The following is a 19,274-nucleotide window of genomic DNA, read 5'->3' on the forward strand; positions in this document are numbered from 1 at the left end:
CAACATAATTTTACCTATTAACCTTAATTAAAAATGACAAAGATTAAAGTAGGAATTAACGGATTCGGAAGAATAGGAAGACTGGTGTTCCGAGCAGCACAGGAAAGAGATGACGTTCAGATCGTAGGTATCAATGACCTGGTAGATGTGGACTATATGGCATATATGTTGAAATATGACTCTACTCACGGTCAATTTAAAGGTGACGTAGAAGTGAAAGACGGCCAGTTGGTTGTAAACGGAAATGCCATTCGTGTGACAGCTGAGAAGAATCCTGCTGATCTTAAGTGGACTGATATCGGAGCAGAATACGTTGTAGAATCTACTGGACTTTTCCTTACGAAAGAAACGGCACAGGGACACATTCAAGCTGGTGCCAAGAAAGTCATCATGTCTGCCCCTTCCAAAGACGATACACCAATGATCGTAATGGGTGTGAATGAATCTTCTTACACTACTGATATGCAGTTTGTATCCAATGCTTCTTGTACGACCAACTGTCTTGCTCCACTTGCCAAAGTGGTAAATGACAACTGGGGAATTGAAGAAGGCTTGATGACGACTGTTCACGCTACTACTGCTACTCAGAAAACAGTAGATGGTCCATCTATGAAAGACTGGAGAGGTGGACGTGGCGCCGGACAAAACATCATACCATCTTCTACAGGTGCAGCCAAGGCAGTAGGGAAAGTTATTCCAGAACTTAACGGTAAACTTACCGGAATGGCCTTCCGTGTACCGACTCCTGACGTGTCTGTAGTGGACCTTACCGTAAGATTAAAAAATGCAGCTACTTACGAAGAAATCTGTGCCAAAATGAAAGAAGCTTCTGAAGGTGATCTCAAAGGTGTATTGGGATATACTGAAGATGCAGTGGTTTCCAATGATTTCATTGGTGATGCCAGAACATCTATCTTCGATGCAGGTGCAGGTATCCAGTTGAGTGACAAGTTTGTGAAGTTGGTATCTTGGTATGACAATGAGTGGGGCTACTCTAACAAAGTAGTTGACCTACTTACTTACATTGCAAAAAAAGGTTAATCCATAACCAGTTCATATAAAAGGACCCGACAGGAAAAACTCTGTCGGGTTTTTTTATGCCCAATTGTGAGCATCCTGATTGGATGTGGGATTGAGCCCGGTTTCCAAGAAATCCATGAATATGTAATTATTAACCTGAGCTCGACTTAATTTTTGTATTAAAAGCGTCATGGCGAACCCTTTTTAGGAGGATGTGGGTTGGAAAAGGGTGTGGCAATTCTGAAATACTGAGACTGCCACGGCTTCCACCCCTCATATCTCCCTCTATGCCTCGCAGTGACGATTTTATAATCGAACTGAGGTTATTAATGTCTGGACTATTGACAAATGGCCAGGGGGGCTTTTAGATCCACATTATTCCGGTTCGAGATTTGTAATCTCGAACAGCTAAGTTCATCTAATTGTGGTAACTGGTACGCTGATACCGCCTTAAAATGACGGCCATGGACTTGACGACAGGATTGGGACGAAGTCACAGACCAATTCCATTGAAAGGCTATATTGTGGCTGGTTTTTCTGCTTTTCTATAGTCGAACATTTTAGAACGTTGAGTGCATGAATTAGTGTGATAAACCATATATAAACTTAGATTTTTAATGGGTATGTACATACAAACTATGCTTGTTTTGAGGACTTTTTACTAAAAATTACTTTTTCTCTGTCTATTTGATTTCAAGTTTTATATATTTACAGGAAATACATTTTAAATATATAAAAATGCATATGAGTAGATATTTTTTGTTTTTTGTATTGTTGTTGATGATCGGGTTAAACTCCTGTATTTCTAACAAAAAGGTTACCTACCTCCAAAACAAGGAAAATGATGCAGCACTAGAAGAGGACAAATTGCTTAATTACCAGATACCTGAATATAAGCTTCAGTATAATGACATCATCGACGTTAAAGTCCTTACTGCTGAGGATATGATCGAAAAAGGTTTTAATGCTGGAGAAGAAGGGGGGATGGCTAACCGTACTTCTCTTGGCCAAAATGGAGGAGATATCTATTATATGACGGGTTATACCATTGATAAAGAAGGGAATATCAGATTGCCTTTAGCAGGAGAGGTGCAAGTCCAAGAGATGACATTGGAGGAGGCGAGGAAGGCCATCGAAAAAGCCCTGAGAAAATATGTGAATACAGAGCTTTATGTAAGGGTGAAACTAGGAGGGATAAGGTACACGGCCTTTGGAGAATTTCGTCGGCCTGGGAAGTATGTCGTTTTGCAAGATCGGATGACTATTTACGAGGCGATAGCCAATGCCGGTGATATGACGGTAGTGGCGAAGCGGGATGAGGTGATGCTGATTAGGCAATATCCTGAAGGTACGAAGCTCCACAAAATAGATTTGAATGACCGAAGCATCATTCAATCTCCCTTTTATTTTATCCAGCCCAATGATCAGATTTATGCCGAACCGATGAAGGTCAGGGAGATCGGAACGGGTGAAAACACCGCACAGACATTGGCTTTGGTTTTTTCAGCCATTACAGCAGTTGCATTAATTATTAATTTGAGTAATTAATATCATGAATAATATTCAGAATAACCCAGGAAACCCGCCACCAGTTTTTCAGTTTAACAGCGATAGTACTTTTGATTTTAGGGCGATCCTAATTAAGTACCTCAGGTATTGGCCTTGGATTTTGTCTTTTATTATCGTAGGAGTGGCAGCTGCATTTTTTATCAACAGGTACAGTACACCTATTTGGTCAGTGGAATCTACCGTGTTGATTAAAGATGAAAGCTCGGGTATGTCAATGGATCTGTTCGAAAATTCAGGTCTCATAAAATCCACCAATAATATTGAGAATGAGATAGGCATATTAAAATCCTACACGCTTGCCGAAGAGGCTATTCAGGAGCTTAACCTGAATGTGCAAGTGTTCAAGCAAGGGATGTTGGGCGCTGTTCCTGCTTACGGGAACCAGTCTATGCTGGTGGAGGTGGATTGGAAGCATCCCCAGATGGTTGGGGGTATGATGAAGCTGGTTAAAGGCCAAAATAATGATTTTAGCCTTTCGTTTGAGGAATCTAATTTTTTAGCATATAATCCAGCAGACCCATTTTATAAAACCCAAATAGAGAACATCACTTTAAGGGAGGGGAATTATCAATTTGGAGAATGGATCGAGGGCGTCAACTTTAGGTTTAGGGTAAAGAACATATCCGCTAGTCCTGACGAAGCGTTTTTGTTTCAGCTCCAAGATACACCATCACTGGCCAAGAAGTACAAGAATGATTTAATGGTAGGTCCTATCAATAAGGAGGCGTCCATTCTGAGTTTGAGGCTGGAGACACCCGTAAGACGTTTGGGGGAAGATTACCTCAATACCTTGATGGATGTGTATCTTCAGAGGGAGTTGAACGAGAAGAACAGGACTTCCGATAATACCGTCAGGTTCATTGAAAATCAACTAAGTGATATTACAGATTCCCTGACGTTTTTTGAGGACAGGCTGGAACAGTATCGGACGCAGAACAAGGTTTTTAATCTCAGTGAAGAGGGAAACCAAATATTTCAACGGATGCAAGAGCTTGAAACAGAGCGGTCCCAAATGGAGATCAACCTGAAATACTACCAGACCCTTCAAAATTATTTAGACACCAATAGTGAAGAGGATTTATTGGTACCTTCTGTAGTGGGAATTTCAGATCCGCTTTTGAATTCTTTGGTATTGAACCTGGGAGAGCTTCAGGCAGAGAAGGTACGGCTATCATCCAATTTTTCTGAACAAACTCCTGCAGTCAGGGAAATAAAGAGCAAAATAGATAATACCAGAAATGTACTTCGTGAGAATGTCAATTCTGCCATAAGGAATACTCAGTCGATGTTAGGGGAGTTAAAGGGAAACATTAGGCAGGTGGAGCAGCAGATCAATGTCCTTCCGGAGACTGAAAGAAGGTTACTGGGAATCCAGCGGAAATTCACCATAAATGAAAATATTTATGTTTATCTCCTGCAAAAAAGGGCAGAAGCTGAAATTACCAGGGCTTCCAATTCTCCGAAAAACACAGTGTTGGATTGGGCCAAAGCCGGGAATATGCCTGTGGCTCCTAAGACGAAAGTGAATTATTTGCTCGGAATGCTCTTAGGTCTTTTTATCCCACTGGGATTTGTGGCGGTGAGGGATTTCTTTAATGTCAAAATTGAGGATGTAAAGGAACTTGAGCGGCTTATAAAAATGCCAGTAGTGGCCAAAATTGGCCGTGCAAAATATGGGGTGTCCGTTCCAGTCCTTTCGGAGCCAAGGTCTTCTGTGACAGAAGGTTTTCGAAGCCTTAGGGCAGACATGACTTATTTAAGTCCTCACAAAAAGGATAACCTTACCATATTGTTTACCTCTACTGTGTCTGGAGAGGGAAAGACATTTTGTAGTGTGAATACGGCGTCTGCTTTTGCTCTAAAGGGGAAACGAACGTTGTTGATGGGGCTTGATCTTAGAAAGCCGAAGATTGCGATGGATTTTGGGTTGGAAAATGAACAGGGGATAAGTACTTGTTTGAGTACGGATATCAGTTGGGAAAAATTGGTTCAGAAGAGCCAAACCGAAAACTTAGATATTTTTCTATCAGGTCCTATTCCGCCAAACCCGGCAGAAATACTCTTGCAAGACAAATTCGAGCAGATCATGAAGGAGATTAAAGACCGGTACGATGTAGTGGTGATGGACTGTCCACCAGTGGGGCTTGTATCAGAGACCAAAGAGCTTTTTCGGTATGCTGATATCAATATGTTTGTATTTAGACAGCAGTATTCGAGAAGGGAAAGTACGGAATTAGCCAATGAGATTTATGAAAAAGGAGGCGTCAAAAAGCTTTATGGCCTGATGAATGATATTCATCTGAATGGAGTTGGTGGATATGGATATGGGTATGGATATGGAGGGAATTATGGATACCATGAGGATCGTCAGGTCTCTTGGTGGAAGAGGTTTGTCATGAAGGGGTAGGTAATATAATGGAAATATTTGTGTTTAGATTTTTTCTATCGATAAGGTATTATATGTGACCTTGGCACTTTACCCAGGTTTGTGCATTGGTAATCAAATTAACCATCTTCGATCATAAGATTGTTTTTCGGTTAATCATTTTAAGTCTTTTTGTAGTAGGTTGCGCATTGGAAAAGACCTGGACAAATCGCCGCGGTGAGGTTCCAAGGTGCCTGCCCACCAATCACATCCAATGCCAGGCAGTGAAGACTTTTACAGTTGCCTATTTCCCCGAAAGTTGGGTTGTGCGGGAAGCACAATGGGGTGACTTGGTAATGTCGTTTAGTTAGTATGTGTCTGGAAATATTGGGTTAATTTTTTTGGTTCTATATGATTTACTATGGGTAACTATTACTTTGCATGTCAAATTCTAGCTTGCCTTTCATCTTGTTGCCTTGTTACTTTTTTCCTTCAGGTGAAAAACGTAACCAAAAAAACCCGCTGCGGTGAGCTATATGACTAAAATCAAAGCCAGCACTCACGCAGGCAAACTCCTCTATTTGTGCAGCATACCAATTTTTTGTACTGATTCACGTCAAACAAGCCTGCGCTTTTTCCAGCCCACTTCTTTGATTTCTTAACGTCAAATACCTCAAGGCAGAATAGAAAATTGCCCACTGAAAAGGAACATGAATCAACATTAATTTAACCGGAATAATATCTTTACCCACTATAATCCATATAGAGCCATTTTTTTTAGCTAAATTCCAAGATAGTTTGTATCCCTTTAACCTGAGCTCGACTTAATTTTAGTATTTAAAGCGTCATACGAACCCTTTCAAGGAGGATGTGGGTTGCTAAAGGGTGTGGCAACTCGCCGCGGCGAGCTGCCACGGCGTCCACCCCTCATATCTCCCTCTAAGCCTCGCAGTGACGATTTTATAATCGAACAGAGGTCTTTACCTTTGTTACTTATTTGCTTCAGGACACACAAAGTAACCAAAAAACCCCGCCGCTACGCCACGGCGCACAGGTGTGCAGCTATTGGCCTAAAATTAAAACCTTCCCTCATGCAGGCAAACTCCTCCTGTTTAAAGCCAAGCAGGCCTATCTAAAGCTAGGTAAACCTTTTCTAGCTGCCAATATTCTTTTTGGGCAGCATTTCGTCAAACAAGCCTGCCTTTTTGCCCACCCGCTTTTTAAATTCTAACGCCCAATACCTGCAAGGCGGCTCCATTTTATACATGTTTAAAAAGACGATGGATTAAAACCATAATTCTCTCAATGGACGATCCGTATTGGGAAATCTTCTTAACTAAACGACATAGGGAGATTTGGTGGTCGGATAAACCCTGTCTCTTTTCTGTGCATGTATGGTGGTTGGCTTTTAAAGGTAACAGGACATTATGGGTTTGTCGTTGCCAACTGTACAGCATGCCACTGTCTATGCTGTCTTTGGTATAGCAGTGAACCTTGTTTGATTACGGATAATACACGTTTTACGATAAATTGTTCTCTTTTTTTTTGTGGATTATAATCAAATGATATTGATTCGCTTAAATTTTTTAATTATGTATATCAAGTCAGTGCCTTTCTTAAATTCTGTAAATCACCATCCTACAATCATAAGTTCTATGTTTATTTGATTTTTTAGTCATACATAAGGTATTAGGTTTTTTGTGACTAAAAAATAGATTGGACATATAAATGATGGTACTTAATGAATAATATTTTTTTCTCAACTTTTCTGTTTTTTCGGATTGTACTGGTGTTTTAATATATAAACTACAATTTATTAATATATAATAAAACAAATAAAAAATAAAAATAAAATGATTTTTGTATCGTATTACATTTTCTGAATTTTATTAAAATGTAAAAATTATAATAAAATATGGTAATAACAAATAAAATTTAGTGCCTCATTTTATTGAATAATATGAATGTAAAATTATAATAAATAAATAAACTCGTTGTTTGATGCTTATTTTATACTGTTCATATTTTTCCTTTATGGGTTATTTGTTTAGAAAAAAGGAAGTCAATAGTAAAAAATAAAAAATACTCATTTCGAGTATTTTTTATTTTAAAGACGTTTATTTTGGTTTGAAATACGTTTTAAAGAATAAAAAATGGCATATTTGTACTGTTGATTCCATTTAAGCAACGGAATTAGATTTCCAGATTTGGTAATGCCCGGTCAGGAATAGGAATGTTGCTTTTGGTAAGCCCATTACTTAATCATAACATCTATTTTTTGAAAATGTTTGATAAAAAAAATGGGGCTTACGTGGCGAAGCTGTATTAAATAGTTGTTTTTAATATTTTAATTATAAAAAACCTATAATATTTATAAAAAAAATGTTTTCTAACGGTGTAAATTGAGTAAAATCAGTTTTTAATTTATAGTATAGAATTATCAAATAAACATTGTTTTTTAGTTGGAAATTTACTTTTGATTAACTTAACTATTGAGAGGCGCTCCCTTTCATTATTCATAAAGGAGGATTTAAAATGGGTTTAAAGGATACCAAAGTATATATCGCTGGCCATAGGGGAATGGTGGGTGCGGCTATTTGGAGAAGGCTGGAAAAGGAAGGATATCAGCAGCTGATAGGTATGAGCAGCAGTGAACTGGACCTGAGAAACCAAGCCGACGTAATGGATTTTTTTGAGCAAGTGAGACCTGCTATAGTTTTGGACGCAGCGGCTCGGGTTGGTGGGATTTTGGCCAATAATGATTATCCCTACCAGTTTTTGATGGAAAACCTCCAAATTCAAAATAACTTGATAGATGCTGCTTTTAAACATGATGTCTCAAAGTTTATCTTTTTAGGCTCTTCCTGCATCTATCCGAAATTAGCTAAACAGCCCCTAAAGGAGGAATATCTATTGACAAGCGCTTTGGAATCAACCAATGAATGGTATGCGATTGCGAAGATTGCGGGGGTAAAATCCTGTGAGGCGATTAAAAAGCAGTACCAAAAAGATTACCTGGCATTGATGCCAACTAACCTATATGGGCCATATGATAATTTTGATCTAAAAACATCACATGTTCTACCAGCTATGATCCGAAAATTTCACGAAGCTAAGCTAAATGGACATTTGCCAGTTAAGCTTTGGGGCAGTGGTAAGCCCATGAGGGAGTTTCTTCATGTAGATGACCTCGCAGCTGCTGTCCAGTTTGCTATGGAAGGAAACTTTCAGGAAAGCCTTTATAATGTTGGTACCGGAAAGGATTTGACGATTAAGGATTTGGCCATAACTATCCAAAAAATTGTCGGGCATAAAGGAGACCTTGTTTGGGATGTACAAAAACCCGATGGCACACCGAGGAAACTTTTGGACGTATCAAAAATAAAGGATGAAGGATGGAAAGCATCCATTGATCTGGAAGATGGTATTGCCGAGACCTATGAGTGGTTTAAAGATCATATTGATCAGCTGAAGGAGGTCAGAATTTCTTGATGGAATTGTTCCCCATAGACTGTTTTTACTGAGGATACCTTTGTGTTTTAATGAGGTTGGGGATCTAAAATAAGTTAATGATAATTAATTATTTACATGCTTGTTTTTTGATGTCTCCAGGTCAGATTCATCCACCATTTCTTTGATAAGGCAAAATCCAATTAAGGTAATAATCGAATTTTTCATGGGTGCGATAAAAACACCTTTTATATAGATATTAAAATCACCATAACCACAATACGACTATGAATACAAACCAGAAAGTAGCGCTGATTACTGGGATTACCGGTCAAGACGGAGCCTATTTGGCAGAATTGCTTTTAAGCAAGGGATATAAAGTTCATGGAATCAAGCGAAGGTCCTCTTTATTTAATACGGACCGTATCGATCATTTATATGAAGATCCACATGCGTCTGATCCTCAGCTGGTCCTGCATTTTGGCGATATGACCGATTCCATGAACCTTACCAGGATCATTCAGGAGACGCAACCAGATGAGATTTATAACCTTGCCGCCATGTCTCATGTGAAGGTTTCCTTCGATACGCCCGAATATACGGCCAATGCCGATGGGATCGGGACACTGAGGATTTTGGAGGCTATCCGGTTTTTAGGCCTTGAAAGGAAGACCAAAATTTACCAGGCATCCACCTCTGAGTTGTTTGGCCTTGTTCAGGCTGTTCCCCAGAAAGAGGATACTCCTTTCTATCCGCGTTCGCCTTACGCAGTAGCCAAGATGTATGCATATTGGATTACCGTAAACTATCGTGAAGCGTACAATATATTTGCTTCCAATGGAATTTTGTTTAACCACGAGTCGCCGTTAAGGGGAGAAACATTCGTGACCAGAAAAATCACCAGGGCGGCAGCCAAGATAGCACTTGGATTGCAGGACAAGCTATATTTGGGAAACCTGGATTCGAAGCGGGATTGGGGACATGCCAAGGATTATGTGCGGATGATGTGGATGATATTGCAAGCGGAGCAAGCAGAGGATTGGGTGATTGCTACTGGAGTGACCACCACTGTCAGGGAATTTGTGCGCATGTCATTTGACTATGTCGGTTTCGAACTTCGATTCGAGGGTGAAGGGGTAGAAGAAGTGGGGATTCTTGATGATATCGATCAGGGAAAATATGCTAACGTCACCGGTAATGTAGTTCCATCTGGACTATTGTCCAGTATTGGGGAAGTGGTCGTGTGCGTGGATCCACGTTATTTCAGACCTACGGAAGTGGATTTGCTGATAGGAGATGCGACGAAGGCATTCAGGAAACTAGGCTGGACGCCCCAATATGAGCTGAATGATTTGGTAAATGATATGATGGAAGCAGATGTGGCGCTATTCCTTAGGGACCTTTACCTGAAAGAAGGTGGGCATAAAGTGTTGACGCAGGCGGAGTAGGCAGATCAACTAAGTTAATTTACTTTAACTATAAATTAATGTTTAACATAACATTGCTCAAATCTCGTATTGAAAAGAATAGGTTACTCAAAGATTCATTTTGGGCAATTTTTGGAAACATTTTAGGTAAGGGACTTGCCTTTATAGCTGGAGTTATAATAGCAAATCTTTTGGGGAAAGATATTTTTGGGCAATATGGTTTGGTAAGAAATACCCTTATTTCATTTTCAATGTTCTCTACTTTTGGAGTTGGTTATGTGGTTATATCAAAGATATCAAAATTAATTAGCGAAAAACAATATAAAATTAGTTTGATATATCAGAAGACAGCAATAAGGATTTCTATATATTTTAGTGTTTTTCTTGCCATTGTCTTCTATATTTTTTCCGAAATGATACTTTCATCTCTTTTTGAAGACTTCAAAGGGAAGCAGTTATTATACCTGTTTCCGCTGCTTTTAATCCTGAATTCTTTAACAACAACTCAGCAAGGTATTTTGTCCGGAGAAAGAAAATTTAAAGAAATAGCACGTATAAATACTTTATATGGTGGCGTTATATTTTTTACTTCATTAATTTTCACTTATTTGTTTGGATTATTGGGAGCACTTTTTGCTTTACTGTTGTCTCAAGTATTTTTATTTTATTGCTATAGGATTAAGAGCGGATATAGAATTAGGGCTTCGATTTTATTTATTAAGAATTTAAATGAAAAAAAAATATTAATTAAATTTTTAAGTAGTGCGTTGCCTGTTGCTATGCGTGAAGGTGTTTATGCTATATCCATATGGGGAAGAAATTTATTGATAGTATTATGGTTTTCCTTTGGTGATTTAGGTTTATATTCAGCAGCGATGCAAATTAATATTATGATTTTATATATTCCTGGTATTTTACAAAATGTTTTTTTGAGTTATTTGTCTGGTGGTAATGATAAAAAGTTATTTAATAAGTTATTATTGTTTAATTTTTTAGTAACGATTATACCTGTGATTTTAGTTGTTCTTTTTCGAAATGAACTTTCAATTATTTACGGGGAAAGTTTTAATGGTCTTAAGGAATTATTATTGTATTCGATTTTAATTACGGTTTTGAGTAGTTTAGCGAATTTGTATTCTCAATACTTCTTGTCATTAGGAAAAAACTGGATAATATTTAAAATATCATTAGTTAGGGATTTTATAATAATTGGGCTGTTTTATTGGTTCCATGAATTTTTTAATCAGATATATAGTGGAGCATTTTTAATGGTGTGGGCTCAATTAATAGGTCTATTATTATTTGTACTCTGCTCTCAAGTTATTAAGGTTAAATATGAAAAGAATTCTTTGGAGTATCAGTAAATTAGGTTTGAAGATAGTCAGGCTAATTAAAAGAAGGATATCCACATTATTTTGGTCGATTATGATTAATCATCAAAAAGGTATAAGAATAGATTATAATGTTAGAATGATGTTTCCAAACAATATAGTTTGCGGGAAAAATTGCATCTTTGGAAAGGGTGTAAGAATATATTCTGAATTTTCAGATTCTCTATTAAAAATTGGAGATGGTGTCAGTATTAATGAAAATTGCTTAATTGATTTTTCTGGAAATGTAGATATTGGTGATAAGACGGTTGTTTCAAGAAATGCAGTGATATACTCTCATTCTCATGGTATTAATCCTTATAACAAACCTGTGAAGAAAGAACTTTATATTGGAAAAAATGTATGGATAGGTTCTAACGCTTTGATAACAGAAAATGTTAGTTATATTGGATCGGGAGCAGTAGTTGCAGCTGGTGCGATTGTGACGAAAAATGTGGAAGAAAAGACTATTGTAGGAGGAAACCCTGCCAGACTAATCAAGACTATATAATGCTACTCTTTTCTATTATATGGTTTTCTTTTTTATACTTATTTGTTTTTTTTAAAGCGAAAAACAAGGATCTTTTTTCTCCGGTAAAGTTTATTTCTCTTTTATATTTTGTAAGAAATGTTCTCTACCTTATAGTTATATATTTTGATCCTTCATCTTTTCCGGATTATATATTGGCCAGTCTTGGGATGACCTTGGAGGATAGCTTGTTGAAATATATACTTCTTCAGTCAGTAGCATTTATCGCGCTAATAGTAGGGATTAACTTAGTCCCTTCAGGAGTTAAGTATTTTAGGGTTTTGCATTTTAATGATATTTCAGCTGTCCGTTTAACATCGATAGTCCTTTTTGGATTTGGATTGTTAGGTTATATGGCTTTTATTTCGAAAATCGGAGGTTTGAGCGTATTAATTCATTCATTAAGTAATCGTACTGAAATATTAAGTGGAGGTTATTCACTTATCCTACTTAAATTGATGGATATTAGTATTCTTTTTCGTATTTATATCGTGAAGTATTCAAACACGAGAAAGAAGGATGTTATTGTTTTTTTAATCCTATTGATAATTTCCATTATACTTTATTCTAGCCTCGGGGGCAGGAAAAATGCTGTGTTTTTGGTATTAATGTGCATAGTAGCGTATCATTATTTTGTAAAGCCTATTTCTCTTTCATCAGTAAAAATGAGATTTGTTATACCACTTGTCACGATGCTTTTTTTTTATGTTTTTATTATTCCAACTGCAAGACAGCCTAATGGAGTTAGTAAATTAATGAATGGAGAGGTAAATCTGATGGATGAAGTAGACTTGAATGGATTTGTTGGTTATTTATCATATACCTACATCGATATTTTTACAGCAAACTATTTTAATGCAAATAATAATTGGGAATTTTCAACTTTGCTTACAATTCCAAAGAATTTAGATTTAACAAAACCGAATTATACAAGACCACCAATAGATGAAGGAGTGTATATATATAATTTGGCTAGATATGGGCACTATTATAAGCCTCCAACACCCAGAAATGTAATGCACGTCGTAGGTTTGCCTATTGAGAATTTTGGTTTTGGTTATGCGAATGGATTAACTCTTGGTTTAGTAATCGCTTCATTGCTACTTGGAATAGTATATAAAATATCCTATAATATTTCTTATTCGAATTTTTTTAACCCAATAGTTTTATTTTTCTATTTACATATGTTGTTCAATTTTAACTTCAGTAGTTTGAGAATTAATAATTTCGTTTATATGTTAATTAATTTTTTAGTAGCAATAGCGATTTACTTTATGATTTTGAAGGTAAGAAAAGAAAAGTTTTATTATGGTTGAGTTTAAGTTTTTTCATATAGTTACTTCTATTGACTTAAGTTCGGGTGGCCCTTCAAAGAGTGTTTCTGATCTTTTATTAGCTCAAACCTTAAGAGGTTTGGATGTTAAAATTGTAACAAAACCTTCAGAAAACCTTTATTTAACTGAAGAAGACCAAAGGGTTGTTTTTTCAAATAATATTAAATCAAAATTAAAGTCACTGATAAATGAAAATGCTGGACAATTTCTTTTTCACGGTCATGGATTATGGCAATCTCCAATCCATTTTATGGCATCTTTAGCAAATAAAAATCAAATTTCCTATGTGATTTCACCAAGAGGCATGTTAGAGCCTTGGGCTTATAGTAATGGTATATGGAAGAAGAAGATAGCTATGGCGTTATATCAGAGAAGTGACCTTGCAAATGCTGCTTGTATCCATGCTACAGCCAAAATGGAAGCAGAAAATATTAGAAAATTGGGTTTCACTAATCCAATTGCCGTGATCCCTAATGGAATTGATGTAGCTGAATTTCCAAAAAAAGACTGGTCGGTTAAAAAGGAAAGAAGGACACTTTTATTTTTATCTCGTATTCACCCTAAGAAGGGAATTGAGTTATTGATCCAAGCTTGGGAGCAATTACCATTAGAAGTAAGGTATGAATGGAAGGTGGAAATCGCTGGAAATGGAGAAGAAACTTATATTAGTGAGTTGAAAAACCTAATTGTTCAGAAAAAATTACAGGACGAAATTAAAATCATTGGGCCACAGTTTGGTGAGGAAAAGATCAAGAGCTATCACCGAGCAGATTTATTTATCCTTCCGACATATTCGGAGAATTTTGGGATTGTTGTTGCTGAAGCCTTGGCATGTGGAGTACCTGTGGTAACTACTAAAGGGGCACCTTGGGAAGAATTAGAAAAACATGGAGCCGGCTGGTGGATAGATGTAGGAGTAAAGCCTATTGTTAATTGCCTTAAGAATGCACTTTTAATGGACAATAGACAATTGTGTGAAATGGGGCAAAAAGGCAGAAAACTAATTCAGGAACATTATAGTATCGAAAAAACTGCTTCACAAATGATTGAAGTATATTCATGGATTTTAAATAAGGGAGAAAAGCCAAGTTGTCTATACCGTTGAGTTATCATTTGATTACACCTTTCTTTTAGAAATTGGAAGTAAGACTTCTATCTATTGAGCTGAAAAACCTTCTTGGTTCAGTATAGCTTTGGTCGGCCGCTGACTCAGTTGTACTATGAGGGAGTCAATTTTTATTTAAAAATATTAAAAAAGCATAGTTATATAACTTTTGATTAGCACTAAAATGAATATAAAGAATGTTTTAGATGGAAACTACTGCGTGGGATGTGGAGCTTGTGCATACCATGGTGGGGGGAGTATGAAGTTGGATAAATATGGTGAGTATAAACCCACATTATCAGAGGAATACTTGAAAAGTGAAAAATCAGCAAGCGTTTGTCCATTTCTCTCTCCTGAACTTAATGAAGATAAATTAGGAGAAGAATTTTTGGATGCCAAGGACCATTATCATAATGGCCTGGGTTATTATAATTCTTTATTTGCTGGATATGTAAAGGAAGGTAGTTTTAGAAGTAATGGAACTTCCGGGGGAATGGGGACTTGGATTGGTGTTGAGTTATTATCGCAGGGACTAATAGATGGAATAATTCATGTAAAAGCGCAACCTAGAAGCTCCACAAATGATCCTTATTACGGGTATTCTATTAGTAGAAATAAAACGGAGGCCCTTGAGGGTGCAAAAACAAAATATCATGTCGTTGAAATATCTTCTGTTTTAAGGGAAGTGAAGAAGAGCCCTGGGAGATATTTATTTATCGGTGTTCCTTGTCTCGTTAAATCCATAAGAAGACTACAGCGAGAAGACCAATCTTTAAAAGAAAGAATACCATTCACCATTTCGCTGGTCTGTGGACACTTCAAGAGTGTAAACTGGACAAAATCACTAGGCTGGGCAGCAGGAATTCATCCCAATGAATTAGAGACTTTTCAATATAGGACTAAAGGAGATGGCATTCCTGCTAGAAAGTATGTTTTTAGAGCATTTAAAAATAAGGACAAGTATATTCAAAAGGATGCTGCAAATGTAGTCGGGGGTAAGTTTAATCAAGGAGCTATGATGCTCCCAGCATGCAATTTTTGTGATGATGTTGTTGGTGAAACAGCTGATATGACTATTGGAGATGCTTGGTTGCCCCGTTTTGAATCTGATGACAATGGGACCAATCTTATGATTGTTCGGAATGAAATACTTAGGAATGTTTTGTTTCATGCAGCAGAGAACAGTAGGTTGGAGTTACATGAATTGTCAGCAGATGAGGCCTATAAATCTCAATCGGGTGGTTTTAGACAGCGAAGAGAAGGGCTGTCATATAGACTTGCGTTGAAAGAAAAGTCTAATCAGTGGGCTCCTACCAAAAGAGTAAGTGCAAATCAATATAAGGTTCCAGGGATACGAAAAGTTATCTATAAAAAGAGAATGGAAATTAGTGATATAGCTCGTGAGACTTTTTATGAAGCTATGCAAAAAGATAATTATAGCATTTATACAGATAAGGTGGGAAAAAAACTAAAGACGTTGAGAAAAATAGAGTTGACCAGTACCTTATTTAGATCACTGACGACTTACGCCTCTATAAGGATAATGAAACTTATAAATAAAGGATGAAAGTAGGAATAATCACCATTTTGAACGTCAATAACTATGGGGCTGAACTCCAGGCGTATGCTTTATTGGCAAAGATCAGATCATGGGGGCATGATGTCGAAATCATCAATTATCTTTTCTACAAGCATCCCCGTCATAAGAGGACTTCTAAGTCCCGTCCATTTGTCCAATTAAGCTTCCAACAAAAGCTAAAGGAAAGGCTGTATCCGATAGTTGCCGATATCAAAGCCATTCCCTACTGGAAGGCCAAAGTGGCTCGGGACCAAAAATTCTCCAGATTCCATGACAGGCACAACCGCCTCTCCAGGGAATTTAGGAGTATGGATGAGCTTTATTCCTTCGAGGGCTTTGACTATGATGTGTTTGTGGTGGGCAGTGATCAGGTATGGAACCCCAATTCAGGATCCAATATTGAACCTTATTTCTTGACTTTTGCGCCCAAAGAAACCCGAAAGATCAGTTACGCTTCCAGTTTTGGAGTGGATTCCATTCCTACAGGATATCATGAAACCTACCGGCAGTTTATCGATGGATTTGATGACCTGGCCGTAAGGGAAGAAGCCGGAACACAGCTGATACGGGAAATGGCCAAAAAGGAAGTGGACTGGGTACTGGATCCTACCTTTCTACTCGATAGAACGGATTGGAGCCAAATCGCCGTTTCTCCAGAAATCGGTAAGCAGTACGTGTTGATCTATGCACTTACGGATGCCGAGTACATCACTTCGTTGGCCTATAAAATCGCTAAGGAGCGCCGGTTGGCAATCGTGCGATTATGCAAAAACGCTTCTAGGGAAGATGCAGACAAATCGATTATTAACGTGATTGATGGTGGGCCGGAAGAGTTTTTGGGGCTCTTTTTGAATGCCTCATTTGTCCTTACCACTTCGTTTCACGGTGTTTGTTTTTCCTTGAATTTCAAAGTGCCTTTTTATTCCGTTCTTAAAAGAGAGAAAACCAATAACAGTAGACAGCTGAATCTGCTGGCGTTTTTGGGGTTGGAAGAGCGGGTTCTATATGTAGGTGATCCTTTTCCTGATCCAGTCCGTGAAATTGATTATGTAAGCGTAAACGAAAAACTTGAAAAAAAAATACAACGTTCAGTTAATTATTTGAATAGTGCTTTGACAAATGAGCAATTATCAGAAGTATCAAAATAACCTGAGTTTTCGGAACAAACTGGGAAGGCTACTTTGGAGTTTTACCTGGATGTTTTTCTTCCGACCACTAAACCTACCTGTCTTTAATGGTTTTAGGATATTTTTGTTAAGGGTCTTTGGCAGTAAAATAGGTAAAGGTTGTAAGGTCAATGCGACAATAAAAGTCTGGGCTCCTTGGAATTTGGAAATGGGGAACTTGGTCGCCATAGGCTTTGGTGCCATGATCTATAATCCTGGTAAGATCAGCATAGGGTCGAAGGTCACTGTTTCCCAAAGGACGCACTTATGCAGTGCTACTCATGACTATACCTTGCCGAGCAATCCATTGGTGACTAAGCCGATACGAATAGAGGATAGGGCTTGGGTGGCGGCAGATGCCTTTGTAGGTCCTGGAGTAGTGGTGGGTGAAGGAGGGATCGTGGGAGCCAGATCAGCTGTCTTTAAGGATGTAAAACCTTGGACCATTGTGGGAGGTAACCCCGCCAAGTTTCTCAAAGATAGAGTATTAGAAGGTGAAAAAACAGTGGAGGAAATTTTGCTATGAATTCCGAAGTAAGTGTTGTTATCCTGACCTATAATGAATCCAAGCACATCAAACGGTGTCTTGAGCGGGCCTTTTCTGTGGCATCCCAGGTATATGTGGTGGATAGTTTTTCGACAGACGATACGGTAAAAATTGCGGAAGCGATGGGAGGTGAGGTTTATCAGCATCGTTGGCCGGGCAACCAAGCAGCCCAGTTCAATTGGGCCCTTGAGCATTTGCCGATAAGGACTGAATGGATCTTGAGATTGGATGCGGACGAATACCTTACGGATGAGCTCCAAGATGAAATCACCACAAAACTTCCCTATCTATCCGATGATATCACCGGCGTCTCTTTTAAGAGACGACACATTTTTATGGGAAAATGGGTGAAGAGAGGAACTTATCCCGTCACCTTATTGCGGTTGTTCAGGAGGGGAAAGGCTGTTTGTGAGCAACGGTGGATGGATGAGCATATCCAGTTACTGGAGGGGAATCTGGTGAATTTTGAGCATGATTTTGTGGATCACAATTTACATAATATAGCTTGGTGGACATCCAAGCATAATAATTATGCTACAAGGGAGGCCATAGAAATACTGGATATAGAATTGGACTTGATCGGTAGAGCTCAGGTTAGTGGAAGTTTGAACAGTCAGGCCACCGCTAAAAGGAGCAGAAAAGAACAATATTCCAAGCAACCGCTTTTTTGGCGTTCATTTGCCTATTTTATCTATCGGTACTTTTTAAAAGGAGGTTTTTTGGAAGGAAAGGAAGGGTTTCTGTGGCATTTTCTCCAAGGCTGGTGGTACCGGACATTGGTAGATTCCCGAATTTATGAAATTAAGAAATCGTGTGGCAATGATCCAAAATTGATCATCGATTATATAGATAAGCACTATCAGATTAATTTGACTCCAGAAAAAAGCTTGGTGGAGGCTTAAAGCGCTTTTCCCACTTTTCAATGTTTTTTTTGCTCGATAAATTAATTATTGCCTTGTTGAATCCTTTGCTATGGGCGATGGTGTTGTTGTTGGCTGGTTTAGGCTTTCGCAATCGCCAAATTAAAAACAGGTTTTGTTGGGCTGCTTTGGCCATTTTGGTCTTTTTTTCCAACCCGTTTATGTCCAAGCAGGTGTCGGAGATTTGGGAACATGAGATTCGGACAGCCAGGGAAGTGGAGTTAGGTCAGCGGCCAGTGGTCTTATTGGGTGGAATGGCAGAATCATGGCCGGGTATGGACAGGCCTATATTTCTCAAAGGTGGTGACCGATTGATCGGAGCACTGGAGTTGCTTCAACATTCTGAGCAGAACATGCTCCTTATAAGTGGCGGTGCTTTCTATAAACGAGATGTGCTGCCGGAGGCTAGTTTTATTAAATCATTTTTGACCAATCAAGACATGATTCCAAATCCTATTGTGGCGGAATCAACATCAACTAATACTGCACAAAATGCCCGTTATTGCCGTGAAATTTTCACGCGGCATGATTGGCCTATGGACATTGTTCTGGTGAGTTCTGCTTTTCATCTCTACAGGGCCAGAAAATGTTTTGAAAAGCAAGGTTTCCAGGTGGAGACCTTTGCCACGGATCCACTTGAAAGTAGGACTCCAAAGCCCATCATCCATGCTTTTATTCCCAATCTTCAAAGTCTAATTACTTGGGAATACTTGTTTAAAGAATGGCTTGGAACGCTTTACTATTACTTAAAAGGGGAAATCTAAGCTGGTTTTGGTATGGAGGCAGTCATGAAGGATGACGGTTTGTTTAAATAGAGCAGGCTAATCCTTCAAAGTGGCCAGTCATACTGGATTTTCAAGCGATCGACCATCTCATTTTACCTTCCTATTCGA

The 19,274-nt window shown here is 38.2% G+C and carries 14 protein-coding genes; all 14 read left to right on the forward strand.

What is annotated here, in order from left to right; genetic code table 11:
- The first annotated feature begins 33 nt into the window (after positions 1 to 33).
- Positions 34 to 1,041, forward strand: coding sequence for a type I glyceraldehyde-3-phosphate dehydrogenase (gap, locus tag FDP09_RS14275; protein WP_137403314.1), 1,008 nt, complete (start codon positions 34 to 36; stop codon positions 1,039 to 1,041).
- A gap of 717 nt (positions 1,042 to 1,758) precedes the next feature.
- On the forward strand, positions 1,759 to 2,568 hold the full coding sequence (locus tag FDP09_RS14280) for a polysaccharide biosynthesis/export family protein (RefSeq protein ID WP_137403315.1): 810 nt from the start codon (positions 1,759 to 1,761) through the stop codon (positions 2,566 to 2,568).
- 4 nt (positions 2,569 to 2,572) lie between these two features.
- Complete coding sequence (locus FDP09_RS14285; protein WP_137403316.1) at positions 2,573 to 4,996, forward strand: GumC family protein; 2,424 nt, start codon at positions 2,573 to 2,575, stop codon at positions 4,994 to 4,996.
- Between the two features lie 2,493 nt (positions 4,997 to 7,489).
- Positions 7,490 to 8,446: a GDP-L-fucose synthase family protein gene (locus FDP09_RS14290; protein ID WP_137403317.1), complete on the forward strand. Its 957-nt coding sequence runs from the start codon at positions 7,490 to 7,492 to the stop codon at positions 8,444 to 8,446.
- A 245-nt stretch (positions 8,447 to 8,691) separates the two neighbouring features.
- Positions 8,692 to 9,852: a GDP-mannose 4,6-dehydratase gene (gene gmd / locus FDP09_RS14295; protein ID WP_137403318.1), complete on the forward strand. Its 1,161-nt coding sequence runs from the start codon at positions 8,692 to 8,694 to the stop codon at positions 9,850 to 9,852.
- Between the two features lie 38 nt (positions 9,853 to 9,890).
- Positions 9,891 to 11,195, forward strand: coding sequence for an oligosaccharide flippase family protein (locus FDP09_RS14300; RefSeq protein WP_137403319.1), 1,305 nt, complete (start codon positions 9,891 to 9,893; stop codon positions 11,193 to 11,195).
- Positions 11,167 to 11,712: an acyltransferase gene (locus tag FDP09_RS24255; protein ID WP_137403320.1), complete on the forward strand. Its 546-nt coding sequence runs from the start codon at positions 11,167 to 11,169 to the stop codon at positions 11,710 to 11,712. The genes FDP09_RS14300 and FDP09_RS24255 overlap by 29 nt, the downstream gene beginning before the upstream one ends.
- On the forward strand, positions 11,712 to 13,046 hold the full coding sequence (locus FDP09_RS14310) for a hypothetical protein (protein WP_137403321.1): 1,335 nt from the start codon (positions 11,712 to 11,714) through the stop codon (positions 13,044 to 13,046). The genes FDP09_RS24255 and FDP09_RS14310 overlap by 1 nt, the downstream gene beginning before the upstream one ends.
- The gene (locus FDP09_RS14315) at positions 13,039 to 14,169 is read left to right on the forward strand and encodes a glycosyltransferase (RefSeq protein ID WP_137403322.1); all 1,131 of its coding nucleotides are present in this window, start codon (positions 13,039 to 13,041) and stop codon (positions 14,167 to 14,169) included. Before FDP09_RS14310 ends, FDP09_RS14315 begins: the two co-directional genes overlap by 8 nt.
- 184 nt (positions 14,170 to 14,353) lie before the next feature.
- Complete coding sequence (locus tag FDP09_RS14320) at positions 14,354 to 15,736, forward strand: Coenzyme F420 hydrogenase/dehydrogenase, beta subunit C-terminal domain (protein ID WP_137403323.1); 1,383 nt, start codon at positions 14,354 to 14,356, stop codon at positions 15,734 to 15,736.
- A complete protein-coding gene (locus FDP09_RS14325; RefSeq protein ID WP_137403324.1) occupies positions 15,733 to 16,896 on the forward strand; it encodes a polysaccharide pyruvyl transferase family protein in 1,164 nt (387 codons plus the stop codon). The genes FDP09_RS14320 and FDP09_RS14325 overlap by 4 nt, the downstream gene beginning before the upstream one ends.
- A complete protein-coding gene (locus FDP09_RS14330; protein WP_137403325.1) occupies positions 16,868 to 17,440 on the forward strand; it encodes an LbetaH domain-containing protein in 573 nt (190 codons plus the stop codon). The genes FDP09_RS14325 and FDP09_RS14330 overlap by 29 nt, the downstream gene beginning before the upstream one ends.
- Positions 17,437 to 18,363, forward strand: a complete 927-nt coding sequence (locus FDP09_RS14335) for a glycosyltransferase family 2 protein (RefSeq protein WP_137403326.1) — start codon at positions 17,437 to 17,439, stop codon at positions 18,361 to 18,363. The genes FDP09_RS14330 and FDP09_RS14335 overlap by 4 nt, the downstream gene beginning before the upstream one ends.
- Positions 18,364 to 18,416: 53 nt before the next feature.
- Positions 18,417 to 19,145: a YdcF family protein gene (locus tag FDP09_RS14340; protein WP_187328677.1), complete on the forward strand. Its 729-nt coding sequence runs from the start codon at positions 18,417 to 18,419 to the stop codon at positions 19,143 to 19,145.
- The last annotated feature ends 129 nt before the right edge of the window (positions 19,146 to 19,274 follow it).

The organism is Echinicola rosea (assembly GCF_005281475.1).
Taxonomy (GTDB): domain Bacteria; phylum Bacteroidota; class Bacteroidia; order Cytophagales; family Cyclobacteriaceae; genus Echinicola; species Echinicola rosea.